Origin of the sequence: Sphingomonas sp. 2378, assembly GCF_038084995.1 — a bacterium.
GTDB lineage: Bacteria > Pseudomonadota > Alphaproteobacteria > Sphingomonadales > Sphingomonadaceae > Sphingomonas.
The window spans coordinates 1-26213 of sequence record NZ_JAXCMJ010000022.1; the positions used below are offsets into that span (position 1 = coordinate 1).

Here is a 26213-nt window from a genome sequence, read left to right on the forward strand (position 1 = left end):
AAACCGCTCACTTCAAGGAGCCAATTCCTGCACATCACATATTCAAGTGGATATGTAACGAGACATACGAACTGGCTTAAAGCTTGTTAACGATCCCCGAGCACCTTGAATGCCCAGGACAACCGCCAAGCCGCCGCCCGCATGTCCCTTCATCTAACCTACAATGTCAAAGAGCCAGACAACAAATCACCGGCAACACCAGTCCACCCCGTTCCCAGGGCCCCAAGCGCGCCAGTCTGTCGTAGCTGCATCGGTCAGTCTCGGCGACCACCGCTGCGGTGAAACCCCTCTAGGCCGACCCGCGATTCGGGTCAACAGCTTTTTTCACATCACTGCCATTTTTCTTGCACCGCAGCGTCATATCCCTCTGTCAAAGCGTGCGGCTCGGCTCTTCGCCCTCCCTCCCCGCCCTGTCCCCATAATGCCGAGCGAGCATCGCGCAGGCGATCAGCTGGATCTGGTGGAACAGCATGACGGGCAACAGGATCACGCCGACCTGTGCCGCCGGGAACAGCACGCCCGCCATCGGGACGCCGGAGGCCAGGCTCTTCTTCGATCCGCAGAATTGGAGGACGATCGCGTCCTCCGGGGAAAGGCGCATCGCCCGTGCGATCGCATAGGTCGCGGCCAGAACGATGCCCAGCAGCAGCATGCATAGAAGGATCAGTTGCCCCAGGTCGCCCGGCGACACCCGGGTCCACAACCCTTCCACCACCGCCGCGCCGAAGGCCGTATAGACGACCAGCAGGATCGATCCGCGATCGACGATCGTCAGCAAGGACTTGTGGCGACCGACAAAGCCGCCGATCCATGGCCTCAACAGATGCCCTGCCACGAAGGGCGCGAGCAATTGAATCAGGATTCCTTCGATCGAGGCAAGCGACACCCCCGCCCCGCCGTTCACCCGCATCAACAGTGCGACCAGCGCCGGGGTCAGCACGATGCCGAGCAGATTCGAAAAGGATGCACTGCATATCGCCGCCGCCACATTGCCCCGCGCGATGGCGGTGAAGGCGATGGAGGACTGCACCGTCGAAGGGAGCAGCGTCAGAAACAGCAAGCCCGCCGCGAAGGACGAATCGACACCCGGCAGGTGCGACAGCCCCAGGCCCAGCACCGGAAACAACAGGAAGGTCGACGCCAGCACCGCCAGATGCAGCGGCCAGTTGCGCAGACCGACCCAGATCGCATCGCGGGAAAGCTTGGCACCGTGCAGGAAGAAGAGCAGCACGATCCCGGCATCCGCCAGATAAGAGGCGAAGGTGGCGAACCCACCCTGCGCGGGCAGGACGGTCGCCAGCAGCACCGTTCCCAAAAGGCTCAGTACGAAAGGTTCGAATACGGAAAACAGGCGCTGGATCACGGGCGCTCCTCGGTCGAATGATGCGATGCCGGACCTGGTCAGGCGAACGTATCGCGAAATCGGAGGAATAGACCCCGGAGAGCCGTAATGTCACCTTAGGATGGTCAGGGAGCGCGCGAATCGCGCCGTGGAAGTTGGGGGGAGCAATGCCCGAATCGCTCAACCCCCATCCCGATCGCCCTGCCGATGCCGGTCCTACCGGCGGCTTCCGCTCCTGATTATCGATTCTGTTTGTGTGTTTGGCGGGTGATGCCGGAATTCCGTAGGGGAAATTCCGGCCAAAAAAAAGGCCGGTCATGCGACCGGCCGAAAAGTTTTTAGGAGAGGATGCCTGAAAGGCCCGATCCTTGTGCACCGCAACGACGGTTTACGCAAATGCAACATGAGCAAATTGAGTTGCATAAAATGCAATTGGTATCGGATTGGGCTATCGTCCGGGTAGCGGGATGGCGGTACTATGCTTGATCTCCTCCATGGCGAAGGCCGCGCTGACATCGACCAGCCTCACCCGTTCGATCAGCCGCTTATATACGCGGTCATAAGCCTTGATGTCGGCGACGCGGATCTTCAGCAGATAATCGACCTCCCCCGCCATCCGATAGAATTCGACCACCTCAGGCATATCGCTGACCGCGCGCGCGAAGGTGTCCAGCCACTCGGCAGAGTGCTCGGCGGTACGGACGCTGACGAACACCGCCATGCCGGCCTCCAGCTTTTCGGGATCGAGCAGCGCGACGCGCTTCAGGATATACCCCTCTTCCTCGAGCCGCCGGATGCGCCGCCAGCAGGCATTTTGGGAGAGGTTCACCCGGATCGCGATCTCCGCGACCGAAAGGCTGGCGTCGGATTGAAGCTGGGTAAGAATGGCAGTGTCAATTTTATCGATCATGGCGCGTTGATCCGCAAATTTCTTACATTCCAACCGCGATTACACCGCAGCTTTGGTATGATTTGGCAGGTGATTCCGCATATTCTTATCGACGAATAAGGAAAAGTCGATGTTGATGACCACCGCGAATCCACCCCATCAGGACACATCCAGCCATGCTTCGGCGGCCGAGCGGCTGGGGATCGTGACGGCCGAGCGCCCGATTGACCGGGATTTTGTCGCCCGTGCGCTGGGCGTGCTCGACCGCGACCGGCGTCGCTGCCCGGAGACGCCGTTGCTGGCGCTTCACCTGCCGGCGGCTCCCTCGATCGATCTCTATATGAAGGACGAGTCGGCGCACCCGACCGGCAGCCTGAAGCACCGGCTGGCGCGTTCGCTCTTCACCAGCGGCGTCGTCGCGGGCGTGATCCGCGAGGGGCGGCCTTTGGTAGAAGCGTCGTCCGGCTCGACCGCGGTATCGGAGGCCTATTTCGCACGGCTGCTCGACCTGCCCTTTCACGCCGTCATGCCCGCCAGCACCGCGCCCGCCAAGATCCGGGCCATCGCCGCTCAGGGGGGGCAGTGCCATCTGGTCGCGCCGCACCGGCTGTATGACGAAGCCCGCGATCTGGCCGATGCGCTGGGTGGGGTCTATCTCGACCAGTTCACCAACGCCGCCCCGGCGACCGACTGGCGCTGCGACAATATCGGTTCGGCGATCCTGACCCAGATGGCGGGCGAGCCGCATGTGGTCCCCGATTGGATCGTCGTCGGTGCGGGCACCGGCGGGACCGCCGCTACCATCGGACGCCATTGCCGCCATCGCGGTCTGCCGACCCGGCTGTGCGTCGCCGATGTCGAACATAGCGCCTTTTTTGCGGGGTATCGCGACGGGGATCCCGCGGCACGCTGCACCCAGCCATCGCGAATCGAGGGGGTCGGACGTCCGCGAGTCGAGCCGTCCTTCCTGCCCGGTACGATCGACCGGATGATGAAGCTGCCCGATGCCGTGTCGATCGCCGGGATGCGGATCGCCAGCGAACTGCTCGGCCGTCCGGTGGGCCCGTCGACGGGAACGAACTTCGTCGCAACCGCGATGCTGGCGCTGGAAATGACGGCCGCCGAACAGGTCGGTTCGGTCGCCACCCTGATCTGCGACCACGGCGCGCGCTATGCCGATTGCCACCATGATCGACGCTGGCTGGCGCAACAGGGCCTTGCCGAAAGCGTCGACGCTGCCGAGATGAGCCTGCGACATATGTTTCTCAAGGACGCCGAATGACCATGAATCCGCTTCTTGCCGATACCGACCTTCCCGATTTCGCCGCGATCCGGCCGGAGCATCTGGTTCCGGCCGTCGACCAGATGATCGCCGACGCGCGCGCCGCCGCCGACCGGATCGGCGGCTCCAACGCCAGCGATTTCGCCGATGTCGTATTGGCCAGCGAGCGGGCGGGCTTCGCGATCGCGCGCGGCTGGTCGCCGGCAAGCCATCTCCATTCTGTCGCCGACACGCCCGAACTGCGCGCCGCCTTTGCCGAGGCGCAGGCCAGGCTGGCGGAATATGGGCTGGAGGCGGGACAGGACCCGCGCCTGTTCGCCGCCTTCACCCGGGTGGACCTGGCGCCGCTGACCGAGGCGGAGGCGCGCGCCGTGGTGCTGGCGCGGCGCGATTTCACCTTGTCGGGCGTGGCGCTGGACGATGCCGCCAAGGCGCGCTTCCGAGAGATCGGGGTCGAGCTGAACAAGCTGACCACCGAATTCGGCAATGCCGTACTCGATTCGAGCGAGGCGTGGAGCGAGCGTGTCACCGACGAGGCACTGCTGTCGGGCCTGACCGACAATGCGAAGGCGATCCTGGCCGCCTATGCCGCCGAGAAGGAGTTGGACGGCTGGCTGGTCACGCTGCGCGAACCCAGCGTCCAGGCGATCCTGACCCAGGCCGACAATCGCGACCTTCGAGCGCGTGTGGCCAAGGCTTACGCCACCCGCGCCTCTGACCAGGCCGCCGATCCCAGCCACGACAACAGCGCACGGATCGACCGTATCCTGGCATTGCGTCACGAGGCGGCCCAGCTTCTCGGGTTCAGTGACGCTGCGGCGCGTTCGGTCGAAACCAAGATGGCGCAGTCGGCGGACGAGGCGCTGGCTTTCCTGTCCGACTTGGCCACCCGCGCGCGCCCGCTCGCCGAGCGCGAACTGGCCGAGGCGAGCGCCTATGCCGCCGAAAAGTTCGGCATCGCCAAGCTGGAACCCTGGGACACGGGTTACGTCGCCGAGCATATGCGCCGCGAGCGCTTCGGCGTCGATCGCGAGGCGATCCGCGCCTATTTCCCCCTGCCCCGCGTGATGGAGGGCACGATCGCGCTGATCGAGCGGCTTTACGGCATCCGTCTGGTCGAGCGTGCGGGCGTGTCGGTGTGGAACGCCGATGTCCGCTATTATGACGTGCAGGACCAAAGCGGCGAGATCGTCGCGGGTGTCTATTGCGATTTCCATGCGCGTGCAGGGAAACGCGGTGGCGCCTGGATGGATGTGTGCCGTCCGCGCTTCCGCGATGCCGATCGCTTCCACCGGCCGATCGCCTATCTGACCTGCAACTTCCCGCCCGCGACCGGCGACACCCCTGCCCTGCTGGCGCATGGCGATGTCGTCACGCTGCTGCACGAGTTCGGCCATGTGTTGCACCATCTGCTGACCGAGGTCGATCTGCCGTCGATCGGCGGGATTTCGGGCGTGGAATGGGATGCGGTCGAGTTGCCCAGCCAGTTCATGGAGAATTTCGCCTGGGACCGTGCCACGCTGACCGCCTTGTCGGCGCATGTCGAAACCGGCGAGCCGCTGCCCGATGACCTTTTCGCCAAGATGCTGGCGGCGCGGCGTTTCCAGGCCGGGCTGTTCCTGCTCCGCCAGATAGAGTTCGCGACCTTCGACCTGCGGCTCCACCGGGATTACGATCCGGCAACGGGCGGCCGGGTGATGGAGGTGCTGAACGCGGTGCGCGACGAAGTGGCGGTGATCCGTCCGCCGGAGTGGAATCGCTTCCCGCACAGCTTCAGCCACATCTTCGCGGGGGGCTATGCGGCGGGCTATTACAGCTATCTCTGGGCCGAGCTACTGTCGGCGGACGCCTTCGCCGCATTCGCTGAGGAAGGCCAGGCGGCGGGCGACCGTTTCCGCCGCGAGGTGCTGGCACGCGGGGCGAGCCGCCCGGCGGCGGAGAATTTCCGCGCCTTCCGGGGCCGCGCACCGCAGCCGGACGCGCTGCTGCGCCATCACGGGCTGGCGGCGTAATCACAGGGGCCGGGCCGTCGATCGGCCCGGCCTTTTTCCTATCCCGGACGTGCCGAACCATCATCGTCGCACGGGAAATGTCGGCGGATAGGAAGCCTGCATGCCCTATGCGCGCGATCGGCTTGCGGCCCATGCGAAACACTCGACCGCCTTTCTGATCCGGGCTTTGCCTCTCCTGGCCTGGATGCGATCCTCCCAAGCGAACCGGACGGTCCGTCACGGGCAATCCCACCGCCGTCCGCGCCGCTCCGGCGTTGCGGAAGCGGTGAGGCCGAAACGCGCAAAAGGCCCCACCGGTCAGGTGACGCCCAATTCAATCTACTCGTGAATGGTGGAGCCGAGGGGGATCGAACCCCTGACCTCTGCAATGCCATTGCAGCGCTCTCCCAGCTGAGCTACGGCCCCATCGATTTCGGCTATGCCCGGCGGGATGCGGGCTTGCCTGTCAGCGGATCGAATCGCGCTGAATCATCCGGCGGAATGGTGGAGCCGAGGGGGATCGAACCCCTGACCTCTGCAATGCCATTGCAGCGCTCTCCCAGCTGAGCTACGGCCCCGTTCCGCTGTGGAGGCAGCCCAGTAGCGGGGCCGCCGGGGCTCGGCAAGCACTTTTTTCGAGCGCCCGCCGAGCCGTTCCGACACCTTAGTGTTCGTCGTCCTCGCTGGACGTTTCCACGCCCAGATCGTCGTCGCCACCCAGATCGACTTCATCGTCGGGCGAGGGCTCTTCGTCCTCACCGGTGATGTCCAGATCTTCGTCGTCACCGCCCGCCAGATCGCTGTCGGCTTCCTTGTTTTCGGGCTTGTTCTGCTCGAACGGCAGAGGCTGCTTCGACTTCAGGATGGGCTCGGGCTCCCACTGCGTCCCGCAATTGATGCAGGTGACAGGGTCGTCCTTTTCGAGGTCGTAAAAGCGCGTCGCGCATTTCGGGCACGTACGCTTCGTGCCCCATTCCGGCTTGATCATGCCGTGTATCACCTTTCGGATTGGGTTTTCCGCCGGAGCGAAAAGTGGGCGCGCCTTGCCACAGCGCAAGGCCCCTGTCAAAAGCCCGCGCCATCTATGGCGCACACTCTTCCCCAGCCTCGCACCGTGCGAGCCGCCGCCGCCCTTCGCGGCACCATCGCCGTTCCGGGCGACAAATCGATCAGCCATCGCTCGCTGATGCTCTCCGCGCTCGCGGTCGGTGAAAGCCGCGTCGAGGGGTTGCTGGAGGGTGAGGATGTGCTCGCCACCGCCGCCGCGATGCGCGCGATGGGCGCGGATATCGTCCGGCAGGACGACGGGCTATGGGTGATCCACGGCGTCGGCGTCGGCGGGCTGCTCCAGCCCGAAACCGCGCTCGACATGGGCAATTCGGGCACCTCGACGCGCCTGTTGATGGGTCTGGTCGCCAGCCATCCGATCACCGCGACCTTTGTCGGCGACGCCTCGCTCTCCAAGCGCCCGATGGGCCGGGTGATCGAGCCGCTGTCGCAGATGGGCGCGGTCTTTCAGGATACCCCGGGCGGCCGCCTGCCCCTGATGGTTCGCGGGATCAACCCCGCCGTGCCGATCCGCTATACCCTGCCCGTCGCCTCGGCACAGGTGAAGTCGGCGATCCTGCTCGCGGGTCTCAATACGCCGGGCGAGACGACCGTGATCGAGCCGATCGCCACCCGCGACCATAGCGAGCGGATGCTGGCGGGATTCGGTGCGGACCTGACCGTCACCCCCTCCCCCGAAGGCCGGGTCATCACGATTCGTGGACAGGCGGAGTTGAAGCCGCAGAATATCGTCGTACCGGGCGATCCGTCATCGGCCGCTTTCTGGCTGGTCGCCGGCTCGATCGTGCCGGGCGCGGATGTGACCATCACCAATGTCGGCATGAACCCGACCCGCACCGGCATCATCGCCGCGCTGAGGATGATGGGCGCCGATATCACCGAACTCGACGCCCGAATCGTCGGCGGCGAGCCGGTCGCGGACCTGCGCGTCCGTCACGCCCCGCTCTCGGCGATCGAGGTTCCGCCCGAACTGACGCCGAGCATGATCGACGAATATCCCGTGCTGTTCGTCGCGGCGGCCTTCGCCAAGGGCACCACCATCGCTCGCGGGGCGGAAGAATTGCGCGTCAAGGAATCGGATCGCATCACCGCCATGGCCGATGCGCTGGGAGCCTGTGGCGTCGCTTGCGAGGAATATGAGGACGGCATGGCCGTGACCGGCACGGGCGGCGATCCGATCCCCGGCGGCGCGACCATCGCCACGTTGCTCGACCACCGGATCGCGATGAGCATGACGATCGCCGCGCTCCACGCCCGCGAGTCCGTGACGCTGGACGACGCCGCGCCGGTCGCCACCAGCTACCCCCTCTTCTTCGACACGCTGGAAAAGCTGGGAGCCTTTGCATGATCATCGCTGTCGACGGACCGGCGGCGAGCGGCAAGGGCACCATCGCCCGCGCTCTGGCGAAGCATTACGGCCTGCCGCATCTCGATACCGGCCTGCTCTATCGCGCGGTGGCAGCGACGGTGCGGGCGATGGATCTCGACCCGACCCGCGAAGCCGATGCGATCGCGGCATGCGGGTTCGACGACGCGTTGCTGGCCGATCCGTCGTTGCGTGATGACGAGACGGGCAAGCTTGCTTCGATCGTATCCGCGCATCCGCTGGTCCGCGCGGCGCTGCTCCAGCGGCAGAAGCGGTTCGCCAACCAGCCGGGCGGCGCGATCCTCGACGGGCGCGATATCGGCACGGTCATCGCACCCGACGCCGACGCCAAGCTGTTCGTCAAGGCCAGCCCCCAGGTCCGTGCGCGCCGTCGACACAACGAACTGGCCGAGAACGGCGCGGACGTGACGTTCGAGCAAGTGCTCGCCGATATCCGGGCGAGAGACGAACGGGACAGTGGCCGGGCCACGGCCCCCCTCACCCAGGCGGCGGATGCGGCGGCGCTGGATACCTCCAACCTGACGATCGACGCAGCGGTGGCCCGCGCGATCCACTTCGTCGACGCGCAGGTGACCGCCAAGGCGCGCTGATCCTCCCCGTGCCGGGGAGGATGCCCTCTCCTTGCGCGAAATCCCCTTTTCGGCTATAGGCGGCGCGCTCGCGGACCCTGTTCCGCGGAGAGGCTGACGCGGGGCCATGCCCCCAGCGTCCTTTCCGCATTTCTGGCGGACCGCCGCTTTTCCGTGTGTCAGTACCATCTTCGGGCCTGGTGGCGTCGGCATGGGGTCGGCGCGGCCATCGTCGAAGGTCTTGGGAATCGCCCGGACCGGAGGCGGAAAACTATCAGGAACCTAACCCTTTTATGGCAACCAACCCCCAGCCCACGCGCGACGATTTCGCGGCGATGCTCGATGACATGTTCGGCGGTGCCGACAGCTTCGAGGGTCGCGTCGTGCATGGCACCGTCACCGCGATCGAAAACGACATGGCCGTCATCGACGTCGGTCTGAAGTCGGAAGGCCGTGTGCCCCTCCGCGAATTCGCTGCCCCCGGCCAGAAGGCCGACCTGAAGGTCGGCGACGAAGTCGAGGTCTATGTCGACCGCGTCGAGAACATGCACGGCGAAGCGATGCTCAGCCGCGACCGCGCGCGCCGCGAGGCCGCCTGGGACAAGCTGGAGCTCGAATTCTCGAAGTCGGCCCGCGTCGAAGGCGTGATCTTCGGCCGCGTGAAGGGTGGCTTCACCGTCGACCTGAACGGCGCCGTGGCGTTCCTGCCCGGTAGCCAGGTCGATATCCGCCCCGTCCGCGACGTCACCCCGCTGATGGACATCCCGCAGCCGTTCCAGATCCTGAAGATGGACCGCAAGCGCGGCAACATCGTCGTGTCGCGTCGCGCCGTTCTGGAAGAAACCCGCGCCGAGCAGCGTTCGGGCCTGATCCAGAGCCTGGCCGAGGGTCAGATCATCGACGGCGTCGTCAAGAACATCACCGACTATGGTGCGTTCGTTGACCTGGGCGGCATCGACGGCCTGCTGCACGTCACCGACCTGTCGTACAAGCGCGTCAATCATCCGTCGGAGATGATCGCGATCGGCGACACCGTGAAGGTGCAGATCATCCGCATCAACAAGGACACGCAGCGCATCTCGCTCGGCATGAAGCAGCTTGAGAGCGATCCGTGGGATGGTGCCGGTTCGAAGTATCCGGTCGGCGCCAAGCTGTCGGGCCGCGTCACGAACATCACCGAATATGGTGCGTTCGTCGAACTGGAGCCGGGCATCGAAGGCCTGGTCCACGTGTCGGAAATGTCCTGGACCAAGAAGAATGTCCATCCGGGCAAGATCGTCTCGACCTCGCAGGAAGTCGATGTGGTCGTTCTCGAAGTCGATCAGGAAAAGCGCCGCATCTCGCTGGGTCTCAAGCAGGCCCAGGCCAATCCGTGGGAAGCGTTCGCCGCTGCCCATCCGATCGGCTCGACCGTCGAGGGCGAAGTCAAGAACGCGACCGAGTTCGGCCTGTTCATCGGCCTGGACAACGATGTCGACGGCATGGTCCACATGTCGGACATCGCCTGGGGCGTGTCGGGTGAGGATGCCCTCAACCTGCACCGCAAGGGCGAAGTCGTTCAGGCCGTGGTCCTGGACATCGACCCCGAGAAGGAGCGTATCTCGCTCGGCATGAAGCAGCTCGAGCGCGGCGGCCCCGTCGCCGGCGGCGTGGCTGCGGCTGGCGATCGCCTGAACAAGAATCAGGTCGTCACCGTGACCGTCCTCGAAGTCCGCGATGCGGGCCTCGAAGTCCAGGCGGGCGACGATGGCGCGACCGGCTTCATCAAGCGCACCGATCTGGGTCGCGACCGTGACGAGCAGCGCCCCGAGCGCTTCCAGGTCGGCCAGAAGTTTGACGCGATGGTCACCGGCTTCGATCGTTCGAAGAAGCCGACCTTCTCGGTCAAGGCGATGCAGATCGCCGAAGAGAAGCAGGCGGTGGCTCAGTATGGTTCGTCCGACTCGGGCGCGTCGCTGGGCGATATTCTGGGCGAAGCACTGAAGGCTCGTACGCAGAAGTAAACCACTGGACCGGGGCATGTTTTTTTAAGCATGTCCCGGTTTCGTGCATGTTTGACATAATTAGACATACCCGTTGCTTAATTGTATAATAAAAACACTTTCAGCAGCGAGAAACACAGGTTAGGAACGGCTGGTCTATAGCTTGGGACTAGACGATGATCCGTTCGGAACTGGTGCAGAAAATCGGTCAACACAATCCGGGGCTCAACCCGCGTGAAGTCGAGTTGATCGTGACTATCTTCTTTGACGAAATCACAAAACGTCTTGCGGATGACGGTCGTGTTGAACTGCGCGGCTTCGGCGCCTTTTCGACCCGCTCGCGCGGCGCACGTACCGGACGCAATCCCCGCACCGGCGAAACCGTCGAGGTCATCGCCAAGCGCGTTCCCTATTTCAAGCCCGGCAAGGAAATGCGCGCTCGCCTGAACGTCGAGGCCGGCTGATCCCTTTTCGCGCGCATCCGGCAGTGGAGCGGGAGACAGGCAATACTATCATAGCCTGACGACCGGTCTTCACTTGACCTTTGCGGCGACCTCGTCTCTTCCTGTGCCCGTGCGCGGACGTGGCGAAACCGGTAGACGCTGCCGACTTAAAATCGGCTTCCCCTGGAGTGCGGGTTCGAGTCCCGCCGTCCGCACCATGGCTCTGGCCGTCGCGCTTCTGTCCGTCGGCGGCTGTAACCGCCAGGCCGATACCGGAGCGGTGACCGTCAGTGCGGTTCACGGGCGAAGCGGCGGCGTATCAGGCCCCGGCCGATCCGGCTTCGCCGATGGCGATACATCGCATCGCCTGTTGCGGGATTCGCTGGCGCAGGGGCTGGTCCGGTTCGATGCCAATGGACAGATCGAGCCGGGACTGGCCGAACGCTGGATAGTCATCGATGACGGCGGCAGCTTCATCTTCCGCCTGCGCGAGGCGAAGTGGGATGATGGCAGCCCCGTCACCGCCGAGCAAATCGTGCCGATCCTCCGCCGCCTCGCCTCTCCGCGATCCGGCAATCCGCTCGCGCCGTTCCTGACCGCGATCGACGAGATCGTCGTGATGACCCCGCAGGTCATCGAGGTGCGACTCTCACGGCCCCGTCCCGACCTGCTCAAGCTGTTCGCCCAGCCCGAAATGGCGATCATCGATCGGACGCGGCATGGCACGGGACCGTTCCGGATCATCCGCGCCGGGCCGCCGCCGCTGCTTCGCCCCATTCCCGATCCCCGGCGTGCCGAGCCCGACGACGATGCTGCACCGGCGCCCGAGGACGATGTCCGCCTGATCTCCGAGAGTCCGGCCCGCGCGATCCTGCGTTTTGCCCAGGGTGGGTCGGACCTGATGCTGGGGGGGCGGTTCGCGGAATGGCCGTTGCTGGACGGCGCACAGATCAACCCCGCCGCCGTCCGAATCGATCCTGCCGCCGGGCTGTTCGGACTGTCCATCGCCAATCGCCAAGGCTTTCTGGCCGATCCCGCCAATCGCCAGGCCCTGTCATCGGCATTCGACCGGGCGGCATTGCTGTCAGCGGTGGCGCCCAATTGGGAGGCGACCGACCGATTGCTGCCCGATGCGCTGGATTCGGATGCTCCGCCGCAAATCCCAGGCTGGGCGCTGCTGACGCTGGACGAACGGCGCGCGGGTGCACGCGCCCGGGTCGCGGCATGGGGACAGCCGGTCAGGCTGCGGATCGCACTACCCGACGGGCCCGGCGCGAACCTGCTCTACGGGCAGATCGGCGCGACCCTGCTGCGCATCGGCATCACGCCGGAACGGGTGGCGAGCGACGCGCCCGCCGATCTGCGGCTGATCGATGCGGTCGCGCCCTTCGACAGCGCCCGCTGGTATATCGCCACCGCCTGCGCGCCCTGTGGCGAGGCGGCCCAGGCGGCGATCGAGCAGGCGCGGCTCGCTCCCACGCTGGCGGAGCGGAGCCGGGCCATCGCCCTTGCCGATGCCGCATTGAACGCCGACACGCCCTTCATTCCGCTGGCCCGCCCGCTGCGCTGGTCGCTCGTCGCCAATCGCTTGCGGCAATATCAGGCCAATAGTCGCGCATGGCATCCATTGAACCATCTGCGGGGCACCCCCAACTGATAGCCATGGCCAACGCATCCCGTATCGATCCCGGCGCCTTCGACGTGCTTCCTCTCGACAAGGGGATCGCCGCCAGCCGTCGCCGGATCGAGGCGATGGAGGCCATGCTGGAGCGCGTGGTCGTGCTGCCCGGCATCAACCGCCCGATCGGGCTGGACGTGGTGCTGGGGCTGGTCCCCGTCGTCGGCGATATCGCCGCCGCCGCGCTGGGCAGCTATATCATCTGGGAGGCGCGCAATCTCGGCCTGTCGAAGTTCCAGATGCTGCGGATGATGGGCAATGTCGGCTTCGACGCGGTGCTGGGCTTCGTGCCGCTGATCGGCGATGCGGCGGACGTGCTGTTCCGGTCCAACACCCGGAACCTGCGGATCATCCGCAAGCATCTCGACAAGCATCACCCCTCCACCGTGACGGTGGAGGGATAACCGGCTCAGCGTGCCCCGCGCCAGATCTTGATCGGCGCGCTGGGCGACAATCCGCCCTGATGGGCCGGGCAGCGGCTATAGCGGAACGCCTTGTTCAGGCAGATCCAGATTTCGTCCAGCCAGCCGTCGCGGGTCGCGGTCACGCGCATCATGTCGGCAGTCATGCCCCGGTTCGCCGCCGCCACCGCACTCGCCAGATCGCCTGCGGTCAGCGCGCTACGGCGTGACAGCGCATTCATGTCGGGGAAGCGCAGGCGGTGGTACAAGCCGTTCGACTGGGTGAAATAGCGCGACGGGCTATAGCCCGCCATGCAGGTGCCGTGCTTGGCCCATTCATGCTGCATCAACTGGGCCGAAGGCGTGGCGCAGATGTGACGGCGCACGACCGGCTGGGGCAGAATCGCGGTCGGGCGGCAATATTGCGGCCAGTCCTTGCCCACCCCATCGGGCCAAAGCCCATGCAGGGTGAAGCCGAAGCGGTTGCCCGATCCGCACTGGAAACGGCTGTCCCCCTTGGGATCGCGGCAATATTGCGGGCTCCAGGTGATGGCCAGCGTATAGCCGCCGATGGGCAGGACACGCACCGGCTGGCTGTCGCTGGGCAGATCGGGGCGGATGCTCTGCGTGGCCATCGGGGCGGAGCATTGCAGCGTCTGCGCGCCCGCCAGTTGCGGTGCCGCCAGCATCGCCAGCGCGATCAGGGTCGTCTTCATGCCTCACTCACCTCCGCCATGGTGCGATACCAGGCCATCGCATTGGGCCGCATCAGCATGACGACGGCGACCAGCGACGCCGCCGCCTGCACGCTGGTCAGCACCCCGAACAGCCCCTGCGCCAGCGCGCCTTCGGACACCTGATACAGAAAACCGAGCAGATTCAGCACGGTCAGGATCACCAGGAAGACCAGTCCGCCCCGGCTCGCCATCCGCGTGACCAGCAGGGTCGCCAACAGGAACAGCCCGATCAGCAAGCCATTGGCGATCACCGCGATCGCCACCCCCGCCTGCGCCACCGTATCGTTCCAGCCGAGCACCGCCAGCACGAGCAGCAACAGGATGGCGAGGAACGACAGCCGCTCGCCCAATATCACCGATTTCGGTCGCACGCCCTTTTCCCCTTCACGAAACGCCGTCGTCAGGCGGCGGCGAAATCCAGTCCGATATCCGCCGCCGGGGCCGACTGGGTCAAGCGGCCCACGCTGATATAGGTCACGCCGGTTTCCGCCAGCGCGCGAATGGTGTCCAGCCGGACGCCGCCCGATGCCTCGGTCGGCACGCGCCCCTCGACCAGGGCGACGCCCTGCGCCAATTGCGCCGGGCCCATATTGTCGAGCAGCAGATGAGTCGCCCCCGCCGCCAGCGCGGGCTCGATCTGGTCGAGATGGTCGACCTCGACGATGATCCGGGCGATCCCCGCATGCTTGGCGGCCGTCACGGCCTGGCCGATCCCGCCCGCGACCGCGACGTGATTGTCCTTGATCATCGCCGCATCCCACAGGCCCATGCGATGGTTCTGCGCGCCACCCATGCGGGTCGCGTATTTCTCGATCAGGCGAAGGCCGGGGATCGTCTTGCGGGTATCGAGCAGCGTCGCGCCGGTCCCCTCGATCGCGGCGACATAGGCCGCCGTCATCGTCGCGATGCCCGACAGGTGCTGGACGGTGTTGAGCGCCGAACGCTCGGCCGTCAGCATCGCCCGTGCCTTGCCCGACAGGCGGAGCAACGCGGTGCCCGGTGCGACGCTCGCCCCATCCTCGACCAGCCGCTCGATCACCACATCCGGGTCGAGGCGGCGAAAGAACGCCTCGGCAATGGGCAGCCCGGCGACGGTGATCGCGTCACGGCTGGCCATGGTGCCGATGAAGCGCGCCTCGCCCGGGATCACGGCGGCGGAGGTGATGTCGCCCCCCGGCCCCAGATCCTCGGCCAGCGTCGCCGTCACGAAAGCGTCGAGGTCGAACCCGTCGATCATCCCGCGCGGACCGGACCCAGATCGCCCTGGCCCACCGTGCCGCTGGCGAGCGTCAGCATCGCGTCGAGGCTCTTCTTGGCCTGGAGCCGCAGCCCTTCCTCGATCTCGACGCGCGGGGTCAGGTCGCGGAGCGCCAGATACAGCTTCTCCATCGTGTTCAGCGCCATGTACGGGCAGATATTGCAGTTGCAGTTGCCGTCCGCGCCCGGCGCGCCGATGAAGGTCTTGCCCGGCATCGCCTTCTGCATCTGGTGGATGATGTGCGGCTCGGTCGCGACGATCAGCGTGTCACCGGTCACGGTTTGCGCGAATTCCAGGATGCCGCGCGTCGATCCGACATAATCGGCATGGTCGAGGATGACGGCGGGACATTCGGGATGCGCGGCGATCGGCGCATCGGGATACTGGGCACGCAGCTTGAGCAGTTCGGTCTCGCTGAACGCCTCGTGCACGATGCACACGCCCGGCCAGAGCAGCATCTCGCGCCCGGTCTTGCGCGCCAGATAGCCGCCGAGATTGCGGTCGGGGCCGAAGATGATCTTCTGATCGGGATCGATCTGCGACAGGATCTGCTCGGCAGAGGATGACGTCACGATGATGTCGGAAAGCGCCTTCACCTCGGTCGAGCAGTTGATATAGGTCAGCGCGATATGGTCCGGGTGCTGGGCGCGGAACTCGGCGAACTGCTCCGGGGGACAGCTATCCTCCAGACTGCACCCGGCGGCCATGTCGGGCAGGACCACGATCTTGTCGGGCGACAGGATCTTGGCCGTCTCCGCCATGAAGCGCACCCCGCAAAAGGCGATGACGTCCGCATCGGTCGCCTGCGCCTTGCGGCTGAGGTCCAGGCTGTCGCCGACGAAATCGGCCAGGTCCTGAATCTCGGGCTTCTGATAATAATGGGCGAGGATGACGGCGTTGCGTTCCTTGCGGAGGCGGTCGATCTCGGCGCGCAGGTCGAGGCCCGTCAGATTCGTCTGGATGGTCATGTCATTTCCCCTAGGCGCACGCGCGTGCGCCGACAATCGGTGACGTTAACCCGCGTTGCCCAGAACCTCCTGCACCGTGCGGGTGGTGTCCCAATGTTCGTCGTTGGGCGACTCGTCGGAAAAGTGCACCTTCACGGTCGCATCCACCCCGGCGGCGCGTAGCGGCATGGCAAAGCTCCGCTCCACCGCACGGCGGGTCGCATCGCGCGCCAGCTTCATCGGCGACGGCGCGCGGGCCTGGCGCATCAACTCGACCTGTCCGGCAGTGCGATTGGCGGCGTCCAGCCGCTGCTCGGCATCGGTAAAGGTGGTCAGCACGCCGCCCGAGCCATATTCGCGGATCGCCGCCAGATCGACCTGCGGCCCGTCGATCTCCACCGGCGGCAATGTGACCGACAGGGTGCGGTTGCCAGCGTCCCAGCGGACATCCTGCTGGCGCAGCTTGCCCAGATCGACCTCATAGCGGACCATGCCCGGCATGATCAGCGTCCGCTCGGTCGAAAAACCCAGTTGCGACTGGCGCGAGGTGACGACCGCGACATAGCGCGCGGCGAAGGCGGACAGCCGGTTCTGCTCGCGAAGCCCGTCCAGACTCGCCCGCGCGATCGTCGTCGGATCGGGGGTCAGCCGGTCGGCGATATAGCGCTGCACGCCCCATATGGCGATCAGGCCCGCCAGGACCAGCAGCACCAGCACGCCGGCCACCTTGGTCAGGAGCAGGCCGACACCGCCGCGTGACGGAGTTGCGGGCTCGGGAGAGGTCACGCCGCGCTCGTCCATGATGCTCCTTCCTCGCGGACCAGCCCGCGTGTGCGCAGGTCGTAGAGATGCGCCATGACCGAGCGTTCCGCCGCCGGAAGCAGCCTGGGGTTCAGCCCGACATACATGCGCGCGGTCATCGCCGCGATGGTCAGGTCGTCGCCCTGGCGCAGCAGGCGCAGAATCTGCCCTTCGCGCTGCTTGCGATGGCCCAGCATCCCGCGCACCAGCCGCAGCGGATTGTCGACCGCCTCGCCGTGTCCGGGATAATAGACGCGGTCGTCGCGCTCCATCAGCTTTTCCAGGCTCGCCATATAATCGGCCATGTCGCCATCGGGGGGCGAAACGATGCTGGTCGACCAGCCCATGACATGATCACCGGAAAACAGCGCCCGGGCCTGGGGTAGCGCGAAGGCCAGATGGTTGGAGGTATGGCCCGGCGTGGCCAGCGCGGTCAGCGTCCACCCATCGCCGGACACGCCCTCCCCCTCCGCCAGCACCCGGTCGGGCGCATAGTCCCGGTCGAACGCCGCGTCGGACCGACCGCCATCATAATCCGGTGCGAAGGGGGCCGCGCCAACGATGGGCGCGCCGGTCGCCTTCGCCAGCGGGCGGGCGGCCGGGCTATGGTCGCGGTGGTGATGGGTGATCACGATCGCTTCCACGCGGCGTCCGCCGATGGCGCGCAGCAGCGCGTCGAGATGGGCGGGATCGTCGGGCCCCGGATCGATCACCGCGACGTCACGGTCGCCGACGATATGGGTCTGCGTCCCCGTATAGGTGAAGGGCGAGGCATTGGGGGCGAGCACGCGGGAAACCAGCGGCTCAAGCTGGATCGGAATGCCGGTCGGGTGCTCAGCCATCGCCCTATATGTGGGCAAGAGGCGCGCAAGAGGCAACCCCTGTGCCCGACGAGCGAACACAGGGGTCGAGTTGGGGTAACATCGTGAAGGATCAATCCTCGTCGCGGTTCGCCATCTCGGCCTTCAGCTCGGCGGTCGCCTCGTTCAGGCCATTCAGCGCGTCGCGGCGAGCATCCTCGGACAGGTTGCGATCGCGGATGATCGAGGCGCGCGCGCTTTCGATGCTGGCGAGCGCGATCCTCATATTCGTCTGCGCCGTGCGCTGCGCACTGATGGCGGAGAGAGATGCCTGGCGCGCCATCTTCTCGATCCGGTCGGTGCAGATGACGGTCACCTGCTGCTTCGTCCGGCCATTGGTCGTGACATAGCTCGTCCGCGTGTCGCTGCCGGCGGTGCCACACGCCCCCGACCGGACCAGCGGCATGGGGCCCATCGGGACGCGGCCGTCGGTGGTCACGATCCGGAAACGGCGACCGTTGCGGGTGGCGACGACACGCATCCCGTCCGTTTCCGCGACTTGCGGCGTTTCCGGGACCATCGGCGTCATGGGGGCCATCGGGTCCAGCGGTGCCGCCGCGACCGCCGGCCTGGCGGGTGCGGCGGGTGCGGCGACGCCGGGTGATGCCACCGTCGACGGCGCGACAAGGGCTTCGGGCGCTTCAGGGGGTTCGGGCGATTCGGCCTGTTCGGGCGCTTCGGGCGCTGCGGGCAAGGCGGGTGTGGTCAGGTCGACGCCGATCGTCCGTTCGACCTTCTTGGTCAGCGCCGCCGCCGCCGGAGTACCCGACGCCGTCATCCCCAGCCCGCCCAGCACCAGCAACGACACGGTCGCCGCGCCCAGCGCCAATTGACGACGCGATGTCGGAGAAGTGGTCAACATCTTAAGCCTCCCTTTCAGATCATCGATGGTGTGGAGATGGCATGCGCCCGACAGCGCCCGGCCATGCGCGGCCTTGACGATCGCGCAGGCATAGACATGCCGGTCGGCGCGGCTGCGGCCCTTCAGCACGCGGGCGTCATTGGCAAGTTCCTGATCGGCGCGAAACGCATGGAAGGCGCGCCAGGCGATCGGGTTGAACCAGTGGAGCGCCAGTACGCCGAGCGCGATCCAGTTGGCGATCAGGTCGCCGCGCGCATGGTGGCCCAGCTCATGCGCCAGCGCCAGGTCGCGCTCGTCGGCGTCGTAGCGCTCGGCGAAATCGCGCGGGAAGGCAACGTAACGGCGCCAGATCCCGAAGGCGAGCGGCCCCGGTGCACCGTCGCTGGCCACCACATGGACGCCGTCCACTGCCTCCAGCGGCTCGGCCGTCGCAAGCAACCGGCTGCGGAAGCGCCAGTGGCGGAGAAGCTGAAATGCCAGGAACCCGGCGGCCCCGACGATCCAGAACAGCGCGATCCCCTGCCCCAGGCTCGGCCAGAGGCTGGACGTGGTGATCGGTGCGGGAAGCTGCGTCGCCATCGGCACGACGACATAGGCGTTCAGCGTCTCGCCCATCGCCGAAAGCGGCGGCGTCGCCTGCTCCGACACCTGTTGCGGCATGCGGGGCAGCAACAGCCGGAGCAGCGGCAGCGCCCAGAGCGCGTAGGCGATCTGCGGCCCAAAGGCCTCGCGGACATGACGCCGAGCCAGCAGGACCAGCGCCATGAGGATGGTCGAGGCGACCATCGCCTCCACCATCCAGCCCAGGGTCGCGCCGCTCACGCCTTCAGTTCCTTGAGCAGCGCCTCGATCTCGGAGATATCCTGCGCGGTCAGTTCGTCCCGCTCGGCCAGATGCGCGACCAGCGGGGTCAGGCGACCACCGAACAGCCGGTCGATCAGGCGGCGGGACTCGCCCACGACATAATCGTCGCGCGCGACCAGCGGGCGATAGAGATAGCGCCGCCCCTGTTCCTCATGTGCGATCGCTTCCTTGGCGAGCAGGCGGCCGAGCAGCGTCTTGACCGTATTGGTCGTCCAACCGCGTTCGGGATCGACCCTCTCCGCCACGTCCTGCGCGGTCAGCGGAGCGTCCTCCCACAGGACCTCCATCACCGCGTGTTCGGCATCGCTGATACGCTCGGCCATCGACTCGCCCTCTCATTGATTACAGATGTAATCCTACAGCGATTACAGACGTAGTCAATAGGCCACTCGATCCTCCCCGGCACGGGGAGGTGGCAGGGCGCAGCCCTGACGGAGGGGGGCCTCCACAAAGGACGTCACTCGTGGAGCCCCCCCCTCCACCACCGCTTCGCGGCGGTCCCCCTCCCCGTTCCGGGGAGGATAAAAAAGGGCCGGATCTTCATCCGGCCCCCTGTCGCATCACGCGGTCTTCACGTCCTGGATCAATTCGGCCAGTTCGCCGCTTTCGTACATCTCCATCATGATGTCCGATCCGCCGACGAATTCGCCCTTCACATAGAGTTGCGGGATGGTCGGCCAGTCCGAATAGGCCTTGATACCCTGACGGATGCCCTGGTCCTGGAGCACGTCCACGCTCTCGAACGGCACGTCCAGATGGTTGAGGATCGCCACCGCCCGGCTGGAGAAACCGCATTGCGGGAAGAGCGGCGTGCCCTTCATGAACAGCAGGACGGCATTGCCCTTCACCAGCGCGTCGATCCGCGCGTTCGTATCGTCGGTCATATCGGTCATCCTCAGGAAAGGGGTCAGGCGGCGGGTACCGCAGTGGTCAGTTGCAGGGCGTGGAGTTCCCCCCCCATGCGCCCGCCCAGCGCGGCATAGATGGCGCGGGTGCGGGCCACCCGGCTCATCCCCGCAAAGCTGGCGGCGGTCACATGCGCGGCATAATGGTCGCCATCCCCGGCCAGGTCGGTGATGGCGACCTGCGCATCGGGGATGGCGGCGCGGATCATTGCGGCGATATCGTCGGCGGCCATCGGCATGTCAGCGGCTCTCCAGCAACTGGCGGCGCGCCTCGACCAGTTGCTCGTCCAGCGCGCGGCGAACCTCGGCTTCGTCCACATCAATCCCGGCGGCGGTCAGGTCGCCCAGCAGCTTGCGGATGACATCCTCATCGCCCGCTTCCTCGAAATCGGCCTGCACGACCGCCTTGGCATAGGCATCGGTTTCGGCGGGGGTCAGCTTCATCCGCTGCGCCGCCCATTGCGCGACCAGGCGATTGCGCCGCGCCGTGATGCGGAACATCATGTCCTGATCCGCCGCGAACTTCGCCTCGAACCCGCGCCTGCGCTCGTCAAAACTGTCCATCGGTCCGCCATCCCCCTGCCCGCTCGGGGCGAATTAGTCATGGCGCCGAGATAGGATGGACCGTCGCCCCGCGCAACCGATGCCCAGCACGAGCCCGTCGGATAGCCGAAATCTCGTTTCTCTATCGTAACGTCGGGAACTTTAGGTCGCCAACGATCGTATTGGAATTACAAGAAAAAATGAGACGGAGCGCCCGCCGGTCCTGCCGAGGTCGCCCGATCCGCAGCATAGGAGAGAGCCATGCGCAACACCTTCCCCCTGCCCCATGACGGCGGGCGTGACGGCGGCCCGATGGTCGGCATCATCAACGGCATCATCGGGTCGCTGGCGATCTGGGCCGTGATCGCGGCGGTGATCCTCACCGCGTCCTAAGCCGCAAACACCTTGGTTCGAGAGGCGCGGCCTGCCGCGCTCAAGCGTCGAGCGCGGCTTCCGGCTGGAGCCGCGCCCGGCCCTCGACCCAGGGGCGACCGCTCGCCATCCGCCCCTCGAACGCGCCGATCGCCTCGTCACGGGCCAGTGTCAGGCCCACTTCGTCCAGGCCGTTCATCAGGCATTCGCGACGAAACGGATCGAGTTCGAAGGGAAAGCGATCCTGAAACGGCGTGGTGACGCTCATCGTCTCCAGATCGACCGTGATCGGCTGATCCCTGGCCACCTCCAGCAGACGATCGACCGCCTCCTGCGGCAGGACGACCGGCACGATGCCGTTCTTGAAGGCATTGCCGGAGAAGATATCCGAGAAGCTCGGCGCGATCACCGCCTGGATGCCCATATCGGCCAGCGCCCATGCGGCATGCTCGCGGCTCGACCCGCAACCGAAATTATCGCCTGCGATCAGGATCGGCGCGCCCGCATAGGCGGGATCGTCGAAGATATTGCCCGGCTGCGCCCGCACCGTCTCGAATGCGCCGCACCCCAACCCGGCGCGGGTGATGGTCTTCAACCAATGCGCGGGGATGATGACGTCGGTGTCGATATTCTTGGCACCCCAGGGATAGGCGGTGCCGGACACGGTCGTAACCGGATTCATGCGATTATCCTGTCTTCAAGGCGTCCGCGTCAGCGGCGCTGCTCCGCGGTGGCGGGGCGCGATGCTATCCCCGCGGCATAGGCGGCGGCGCCGCACAGAACCGCGCCGGTGACGAGCATGACCAATACGTGCTTCATGATATGTGTCTCCCCTGCCTTGGCGGTCAGATCGCTTCACGATCGAAATCGCGATGCATCAACTCTCTAACATCGGAAAGGCGCCCGGTCACGGCCGCCGCCGCCGCCATGGCGGGGGACAGCAGATGGGTGCGCGCCCCCGGCCCCTGCCGCCCGACGAAATTGCGGTTGGAGGTCGAGGCGCAACGCTCGCCCGGCGGCACCTTGTCCGGGTTCATGGCGAGGCACATGGAACAGCCCGGCTCGCGCCATTCGAAGCCCGCCTGGACGAACACCCGGTCCAGCCCCTCGGCCTCGGCCTGGCGCTTGACCAGCCCCGATCCGGGCACGACGAGCGCGCGGACGCCGTCCGCCACGCGGCGGTCGCGCGCCACGGCGGCGGCGGCGCGAAGATCCTCGATGCGGCTGTTGGTGCAACTGCCGATGAAGACATGCTGGATCGCCACGTCCCGCATCGCCGTCCCCGGCTCCAGCCCCATATAATCCAGGGACTTGCGTGCCGCCTCACGCTTCGACGGATCGGCGAAGTTGTCGGGATCGGGGACGATGCCGGTGATCGGCACCACATCCTCGGGGCTGGTGCCCCAGGTCAGGTTGGGGGCGATATCGGCGGCGTCGAGCATGACGACCTTGTCATACACCGCCCCCGGATCCGTCGGCAGCGTCCGCCACCAGGCGACCGCCTTGTCCCAGTCCGCGCCCTGCGGCGCCATCGGACGCCCCTTCAGATAGGCGAAGGTCGTTTCGTCCGGCGCGATCAGCCCGGCGCGCGCGCCGCCCTCGATCGACATGTTGGCGATGGTCAGGCGACCCTCGACCGACAGGTTGCGGATGACGCTGCCGGTGAATTCGATGACATGGCCGGTGCCGCCCGCGGCGCCGATCTTGCCGATGATCGCCAGCACCACGTCCTTGGCCGACACGCCGTAACCCAGCACACCGTCGACGCGGACCTCCATCGTCTTGGAGGGCGAGAGCAGCAGCGTCTGGGTCGCCAGCACATGCTCGACCTCCGACGTGCCGATACCGAAGGCTAGCGCGCCCAGCGCACCGTGCGCCGAAGTATGGCTGTCACCGCAGACCAAAGTCGTGCCCGGCAGGGTGAAGCCCTGTTCCGGCCCGACGACATGGACGATGCCCTGCTCCGCCGCCGTCGCGTCGATATAGTCGATGCCGAACTCGGCGGTGTTGCGGCGAAGCGCATCCAGTTGCTGCGCACTTTCCGGGTCGGCGATGGGCAACAGGTGGCCCGCCGCATCGACGCGCGGCGTCGTCGGCAGATTATGGTCGGGAACCGCCAGCGTCAGCTCGGGACGGCGCACCTGGCGGCCCGCGACGCGTAGCCCTTCGAAGGCCTGTGGGCTCGTCACCTCATGAACGAGGTGACGGTCGATATAGATGAGGCAGGTGCCATCGGGCCGCCGTTCGACAACGTGCGCGGCCCAGATCTTCTCGTACAGAGTCTGGGGTCGTTGGGCCATGATGGGGGCGCTGTTATCCGAAAACATGCGCGAGGCAAAGGCCGGGCGCAATGTTATTTCGCCGCGCCCGCGCAAATGTCGGATTTGTCATGGACCCGTCGGCCGGATGCGGCGTTCCGGCGGTCCCGTTCCTTGATCCAGGTGTGCAATCCATGGCGACCGCCGCGCTGCCCCGGCCTTCCCACGCGCGGCGCGAGCGGTTGCCCGCGCTCGACGCGATGAACCTCTTCCTGGCGGATGTGCGCGACGGGCTGGGGCCCTATCTCGCCATCTATCTCGTTTCGGTACGTGGCCCTAGCCATGGGTGGAACGAGGCGAGCGCCGGGGTCGTCATGACGATCGCCGGGATCGCCGGGCTGATCGCCAACGCACCCGCAGGGGCGTTGATCGACCGGGTCTATGCCAAGCGCGCCGTGCTAGTCGCCGCCGCCGTCGCGGTAACGCTGGCCTCCGCCTCGCTGCCCTTTGTCGAGGGATTCTGGGCGGTCGCCGCCGGGCAGTCGCTGGCCGCCGTCGCGGCGTCGGTCTTCGCGCCGGGCATCGCCGCCATCTCGCTGGGCATCGTCGGGCCCAAGGCCTTCACCGCGCGGATCGGGCGGAACGAGGCGTTCAACCATGCCGGAAACGCCGTGTCCGCCGCGCTGGCCGGGCTGCTGGCGTGGAAGTTCGGGCCGGTCGTGGTCTTCTGGCTGATGGCCGGGCTGGCGGCGCTGAGCATCGGGGCGACGCTGTCGCTCGATCCCCAGCGGATCGACCATGCCATGGCGCGCGGCTGTTCCGACGACGACGAGGAAGCGGACGACGCCTGCGACCCGCCCTCGCTCTGGCAGACGCTGAAGGGCGCGCCGACGCTTGCCTGGTTCGCGGCGGCGGGGTTCCTGTTCCATCTGTCCAACGCGGCGATGCTCCCTTCGGTCGGGCAATTGCTGGCGCGCGAGGTGGGTGGCGACAAGGCGACGTCGCTGACCTCCGCCTGTATCGTCGGGGCGCAACTGGTGATGGTGCCCGTCGCGATGGTCGTCGGGCGCAAGGCGGATGACTGGGGCCACCGGCCGATCATGCTGGTGGCCTTTGCCGTGCTGGCGGCGCGCGGGCTGCTCTACACCGTGTCGGATGCGCCGGGCTGGTTGCTGGCGATCCAGTTGCTCGACGGCGTGGGCGCGGGGATATTGGGGGCGCTGGGCCCGGTGATCGTTGCCGCGATCATGCAGGGGTCGGGGCGGTTCAACGTCGCTCAAGGGGCGGTGACGACGATCCAGGGTATCGGCGGCGCACTCAGCACCTCGCTGGCCGGGGTGATGATCGTCGGGGCGGGCTATCACGCCGCCTTCTGGCTGCTCGCGGTGATCGCGGGGGGTGGGTTGGTGTTGTACCGGCTGGTCATGCCGGAGACGGCGCGGGGATAGGGAGGCCCTTGGCGCGATAATCCTCCGTCACACTGCCGCATTCCAGCAGTTCGGCCTCATGATCCGGATCGCGCCACGTCTCGGCCAGCGCCTGCGCCTCCCAGTCCTTCACCGCCGGATACGCCAGCACCGTCTCGACCCACGCCGCGCCCGCCGCACCGACATCGATGCCATAGGTCCGCACCCGGAACGCCACGGGCGCGTAAAAGGCGTCGACCGCCGAGAAGGTCTCGCCCGCCAGCCACGGCCCGCCGAAGCGCGACAGACCTTCGCTCCATAGCTCGACCAGCCTTGCGACATCGCGCTCCAGGCGTGACGAAGGGGGCTTGGGATAGACGCGAACGCCGATATTCATCGTCCGTTCGGCCCGGAGCGCCGCGAAGCCGCCGTGCATCTCCGCCACCGCGCCCATAGCCCAGCCGCGTGCGCCCTCGTCCTCCGGCCAGACGCCCGGATGCCGCTCGGCCAGATAGAGCGCGATGCCGAGCGAATCCCACACCACCCGCCCGTCATTCAACAGCACCGGCACCTGCCCCGTCGGCGAGAAGGCGCGGAACGCCACGTAATTCTCCACCGCCTCGAACGGCTCGATCCGATCGGTGAAATTGATCCCCAGCGCCCTCATCAGCAGCCAGGGACGCAGCGACCAGCTGGAATAATTCCGGTTCGCGGTGATGAGGGTATAGGCCATCAGCGTTGGAACTTCGCCGTGGTCTTGGCCGCGACCTCATCCGCCGTCACGCCAGGCGCGCATTCGATCAGGCGGAAGGCGCTGTCATGATCGGGCCGCTGGAACACGGCAAGGTCGGTGACGATCATGTCCACCACATTGCGCCCCGTCAGCGGCAGGGTGCATTCGGGGATGAACTTGGGGCTGCCGTCCTTGGCGTTATGCTCCATCACCACGATGATCTTCTTGACGCCCGCAACCAGGTCCATCGCGCCGCCCATGCCCTTGATCATCTTGCCGGGGATCATCCAGTTGGCGATGTCGCCGCCCTCGGACACCTCCATCGCGCCGAGCACGGTCAGGTCGATATGCCCGCCCCGGATCATCGCGAAGCTGTCGGCGGACGAGAAATAGACCGAGTGGGGCAGTTCGCTGATCGTCTGCTTGCCCGCGTTGATCAGGTCGGGATCGACCTCGTCCTCATAGGGGAAGGGCCCGATGCCCAGCATTCCGTTCTCGGATTGCAGCGTGACCTCGACCCCTTGCGGAATATGGTTGGCCACCAGGGTCGGGATGCCGATGCCGAGATTGACGTAGAATCCGTCCTTCAGTTCCCTGGCCGCACGGGCGGCCATTTCGTCGCGGGTCCAGGCCAT

28 protein-coding genes and 3 tRNA genes are annotated in these 26213 nt (G+C 66.4%); 11 read left to right on the top strand and 20 right to left on the bottom strand.

Annotated features, from left to right (window positions below; all coding sequences use genetic code 11):
• Positions 1 to 370 precede the first annotated feature (370 nt).
• Positions 371 to 1360 (bottom strand): bile acid:sodium symporter family protein, encoded by a 990-nt coding sequence (locus SM191_RS11890; protein WP_341506424.1) that lies wholly within the window; start codon positions 1358 to 1360, stop codon positions 371 to 373.
• Between the two features lie 430 nt (positions 1361 to 1790).
• Positions 1791 to 2252 (bottom strand): Lrp/AsnC family transcriptional regulator, encoded by a 462-nt coding sequence (locus tag SM191_RS11895; protein WP_341506384.1) that lies wholly within the window; start codon positions 2250 to 2252, stop codon positions 1791 to 1793.
• Between the two features lie 115 nt (positions 2253 to 2367).
• Between SM191_RS11895 and SM191_RS11900 the strand changes: the two genes are divergently transcribed.
• Positions 2368 to 3513, top strand: coding sequence for a PLP-dependent cysteine synthase family protein (locus tag SM191_RS11900; RefSeq protein ID WP_341506385.1), 1146 nt, complete (start codon positions 2368 to 2370; stop codon positions 3511 to 3513).
• Positions 3510 to 5525, top strand: coding sequence for a M3 family metallopeptidase (locus SM191_RS11905; protein ID WP_341506386.1), 2016 nt, complete (start codon positions 3510 to 3512; stop codon positions 5523 to 5525). The genes SM191_RS11900 and SM191_RS11905 overlap by 4 nt, the downstream gene beginning before the upstream one ends.
• A gap of 329 nt (positions 5526 to 5854) precedes the next feature.
• Here SM191_RS11905 and SM191_RS11910 read toward each other — a convergent pair.
• The 3 genes from SM191_RS11910 to SM191_RS11920 form a co-directional block, all read right to left on the bottom strand.
• Positions 5855 to 5930, bottom strand: a tRNA-Ala gene (locus SM191_RS11910).
• 76 nt (positions 5931 to 6006) lie between these two features.
• A tRNA-Ala gene (locus SM191_RS11915) sits at positions 6007 to 6082 on the bottom strand.
• Between the two features lie 86 nt (positions 6083 to 6168).
• A complete protein-coding gene (locus SM191_RS11920) occupies positions 6169 to 6492 on the bottom strand; it encodes a TIGR02300 family protein (RefSeq protein WP_058717749.1) in 324 nt (107 codons plus the stop codon).
• A 96-nt stretch (positions 6493 to 6588) separates the two neighbouring features.
• On the opposite strand from SM191_RS11920, the gene aroA reads away from it, so the two are divergent.
• The 7 genes from aroA to SM191_RS11955 all read left to right on the top strand — a co-directional run bounded on the left by aroA (position 6589) and on the right by SM191_RS11955 (position 13035).
• Complete coding sequence (gene aroA, locus SM191_RS11925; protein ID WP_341506387.1) at positions 6589 to 7920, top strand: 3-phosphoshikimate 1-carboxyvinyltransferase; 1332 nt, start codon at positions 6589 to 6591, stop codon at positions 7918 to 7920.
• Positions 7917 to 8549 carry a (d)CMP kinase gene (locus SM191_RS11930; RefSeq protein ID WP_341506388.1) on the top strand — a complete coding sequence of 211 codons (633 nt, stop codon included), beginning with the start codon at positions 7917 to 7919 and terminating at the stop codon, positions 8547 to 8549. Before aroA ends, SM191_RS11930 begins: the two co-directional genes overlap by 4 nt.
• Positions 8550 to 8821: 272 nt before the next feature.
• Positions 8822 to 10531, top strand: a complete 1710-nt coding sequence (rpsA, locus tag SM191_RS11935; RefSeq protein WP_175310703.1) for a 30S ribosomal protein S1 — start codon at positions 8822 to 8824, stop codon at positions 10529 to 10531.
• 155 nt (positions 10532 to 10686) lie between these two features.
• The gene (locus SM191_RS11940) at positions 10687 to 10974 is read left to right on the top strand and encodes an integration host factor subunit beta (RefSeq protein WP_307001377.1); all 288 of its coding nucleotides are present in this window, start codon (positions 10687 to 10689) and stop codon (positions 10972 to 10974) included.
• A 113-nt stretch (positions 10975 to 11087) separates the two neighbouring features.
• A tRNA-Leu gene (locus SM191_RS11945) sits at positions 11088 to 11171 on the top strand.
• Entirely contained in the window at positions 11171 to 12610 is a 1440-nt protein-coding gene (locus tag SM191_RS11950; protein ID WP_341506389.1) for an ABC transporter substrate-binding protein, read from the top strand. The genes SM191_RS11945 and SM191_RS11950 overlap by 1 nt, the downstream gene beginning before the upstream one ends.
• 5 nt (positions 12611 to 12615) lie before the next feature.
• Positions 12616 to 13035 (top strand): DUF4112 domain-containing protein, encoded by a 420-nt coding sequence (locus tag SM191_RS11955; RefSeq protein WP_307001396.1) that lies wholly within the window; start codon positions 12616 to 12618, stop codon positions 13033 to 13035.
• A gap of 5 nt (positions 13036 to 13040) precedes the next feature.
• On the opposite strand, the gene SM191_RS11960 is transcribed toward SM191_RS11955, so the two are convergent.
• From SM191_RS11960 to SM191_RS12010, 11 genes are all read right to left on the bottom strand, one after another.
• Positions 13041 to 13748 carry a ribonuclease T2 family protein gene (locus SM191_RS11960; RefSeq protein WP_341506390.1) on the bottom strand — a complete coding sequence of 236 codons (708 nt, stop codon included), beginning with the start codon at positions 13746 to 13748 and terminating at the stop codon, positions 13041 to 13043.
• Positions 13745 to 14140: a hypothetical protein gene (locus tag SM191_RS11965; RefSeq protein WP_341506391.1), complete on the bottom strand. Its 396-nt coding sequence runs from the start codon at positions 14138 to 14140 to the stop codon at positions 13745 to 13747. The genes SM191_RS11960 and SM191_RS11965 overlap by 4 nt, the downstream gene beginning before the upstream one ends.
• Positions 14141 to 14169: 29 nt before the next feature.
• Complete coding sequence (gene nadC / locus SM191_RS11970; protein WP_341506392.1) at positions 14170 to 15006, bottom strand: carboxylating nicotinate-nucleotide diphosphorylase; 837 nt, start codon at positions 15004 to 15006, stop codon at positions 14170 to 14172.
• Entirely contained in the window at positions 15003 to 15995 is a 993-nt protein-coding gene (gene nadA, locus SM191_RS11975) for a quinolinate synthase NadA (protein ID WP_341506393.1), read from the bottom strand. Before nadA ends, nadC begins: the two co-directional genes overlap by 4 nt.
• 45 nt (positions 15996 to 16040) lie before the next feature.
• Positions 16041 to 16775 carry a DUF4230 domain-containing protein gene (locus SM191_RS11980; RefSeq protein ID WP_341506394.1) on the bottom strand — a complete coding sequence of 245 codons (735 nt, stop codon included), beginning with the start codon at positions 16773 to 16775 and terminating at the stop codon, positions 16041 to 16043.
• Entirely contained in the window at positions 16757 to 17617 is an 861-nt protein-coding gene (locus SM191_RS11985) for an MBL fold metallo-hydrolase (protein ID WP_341506395.1), read from the bottom strand. Before SM191_RS11985 ends, SM191_RS11980 begins: the two co-directional genes overlap by 19 nt.
• Before the next feature lie 91 nt (positions 17618 to 17708).
• On the bottom strand, positions 17709 to 19319 hold the full coding sequence (locus tag SM191_RS11990) for a M56 family metallopeptidase (RefSeq protein ID WP_341506396.1): 1611 nt from the start codon (positions 19317 to 19319) through the stop codon (positions 17709 to 17711).
• Positions 19316 to 19684, bottom strand: coding sequence for a BlaI/MecI/CopY family transcriptional regulator (locus SM191_RS11995; RefSeq protein ID WP_307001415.1), 369 nt, complete (start codon positions 19682 to 19684; stop codon positions 19316 to 19318). The genes SM191_RS11990 and SM191_RS11995 overlap by 4 nt, the downstream gene beginning before the upstream one ends.
• Before the next feature lie 237 nt (positions 19685 to 19921).
• Complete coding sequence (grxD, locus tag SM191_RS12000) at positions 19922 to 20245, bottom strand: Grx4 family monothiol glutaredoxin (RefSeq protein ID WP_341506397.1); 324 nt, start codon at positions 20243 to 20245, stop codon at positions 19922 to 19924.
• A 23-nt stretch (positions 20246 to 20268) separates the two neighbouring features.
• Positions 20269 to 20505, bottom strand: coding sequence for a BolA/IbaG family iron-sulfur metabolism protein (locus SM191_RS12005; protein WP_341506398.1), 237 nt, complete (start codon positions 20503 to 20505; stop codon positions 20269 to 20271).
• Between the two features lies 1 nt (position 20506).
• On the bottom strand, positions 20507 to 20830 hold the full coding sequence (locus tag SM191_RS12010) for a DUF1476 domain-containing protein (RefSeq protein ID WP_307001419.1): 324 nt from the start codon (positions 20828 to 20830) through the stop codon (positions 20507 to 20509).
• A gap of 240 nt (positions 20831 to 21070) precedes the next feature.
• Between SM191_RS12010 and SM191_RS12015 the strand changes: the two genes are divergently transcribed.
• A complete protein-coding gene (locus tag SM191_RS12015) occupies positions 21071 to 21202 on the top strand; it encodes a hypothetical protein (protein ID WP_341506399.1) in 132 nt (43 codons plus the stop codon).
• A gap of 40 nt (positions 21203 to 21242) precedes the next feature.
• On the opposite strand, the gene leuD is transcribed toward SM191_RS12015, so the two are convergent.
• Complete coding sequence (gene leuD / locus SM191_RS12020) at positions 21243 to 21863, bottom strand: 3-isopropylmalate dehydratase small subunit (protein WP_341506400.1); 621 nt, start codon at positions 21861 to 21863, stop codon at positions 21243 to 21245.
• Positions 21864 to 22026: 163 nt separating this feature from the next.
• Positions 22027 to 23481, bottom strand: a complete 1455-nt coding sequence (gene leuC, locus SM191_RS12025) for a 3-isopropylmalate dehydratase large subunit (protein WP_341506401.1) — start codon at positions 23479 to 23481, stop codon at positions 22027 to 22029.
• Between the two features lie 152 nt (positions 23482 to 23633).
• On the opposite strand from leuC, the gene SM191_RS12030 reads away from it, so the two are divergent.
• Positions 23634 to 24887, top strand: coding sequence for an MFS transporter (locus SM191_RS12030; RefSeq protein ID WP_341506402.1), 1254 nt, complete (start codon positions 23634 to 23636; stop codon positions 24885 to 24887).
• Here SM191_RS12030 and SM191_RS12035 read toward each other — a convergent pair.
• Together SM191_RS12035 and SM191_RS12040 are read right to left on the bottom strand one after the other, a co-directional pair.
• A complete protein-coding gene (locus SM191_RS12035; RefSeq protein WP_341506403.1) occupies positions 24862 to 25578 on the bottom strand; it encodes a glutathione S-transferase family protein in 717 nt (238 codons plus the stop codon). The genes SM191_RS12030 and SM191_RS12035 overlap by 26 nt on opposite strands.
• Complete coding sequence (locus tag SM191_RS12040) at positions 25578 to 26213, bottom strand: CoA transferase subunit B (RefSeq protein ID WP_341506425.1); 636 nt, start codon at positions 26211 to 26213, stop codon at positions 25578 to 25580. The genes SM191_RS12035 and SM191_RS12040 overlap by 1 nt, the downstream gene beginning before the upstream one ends.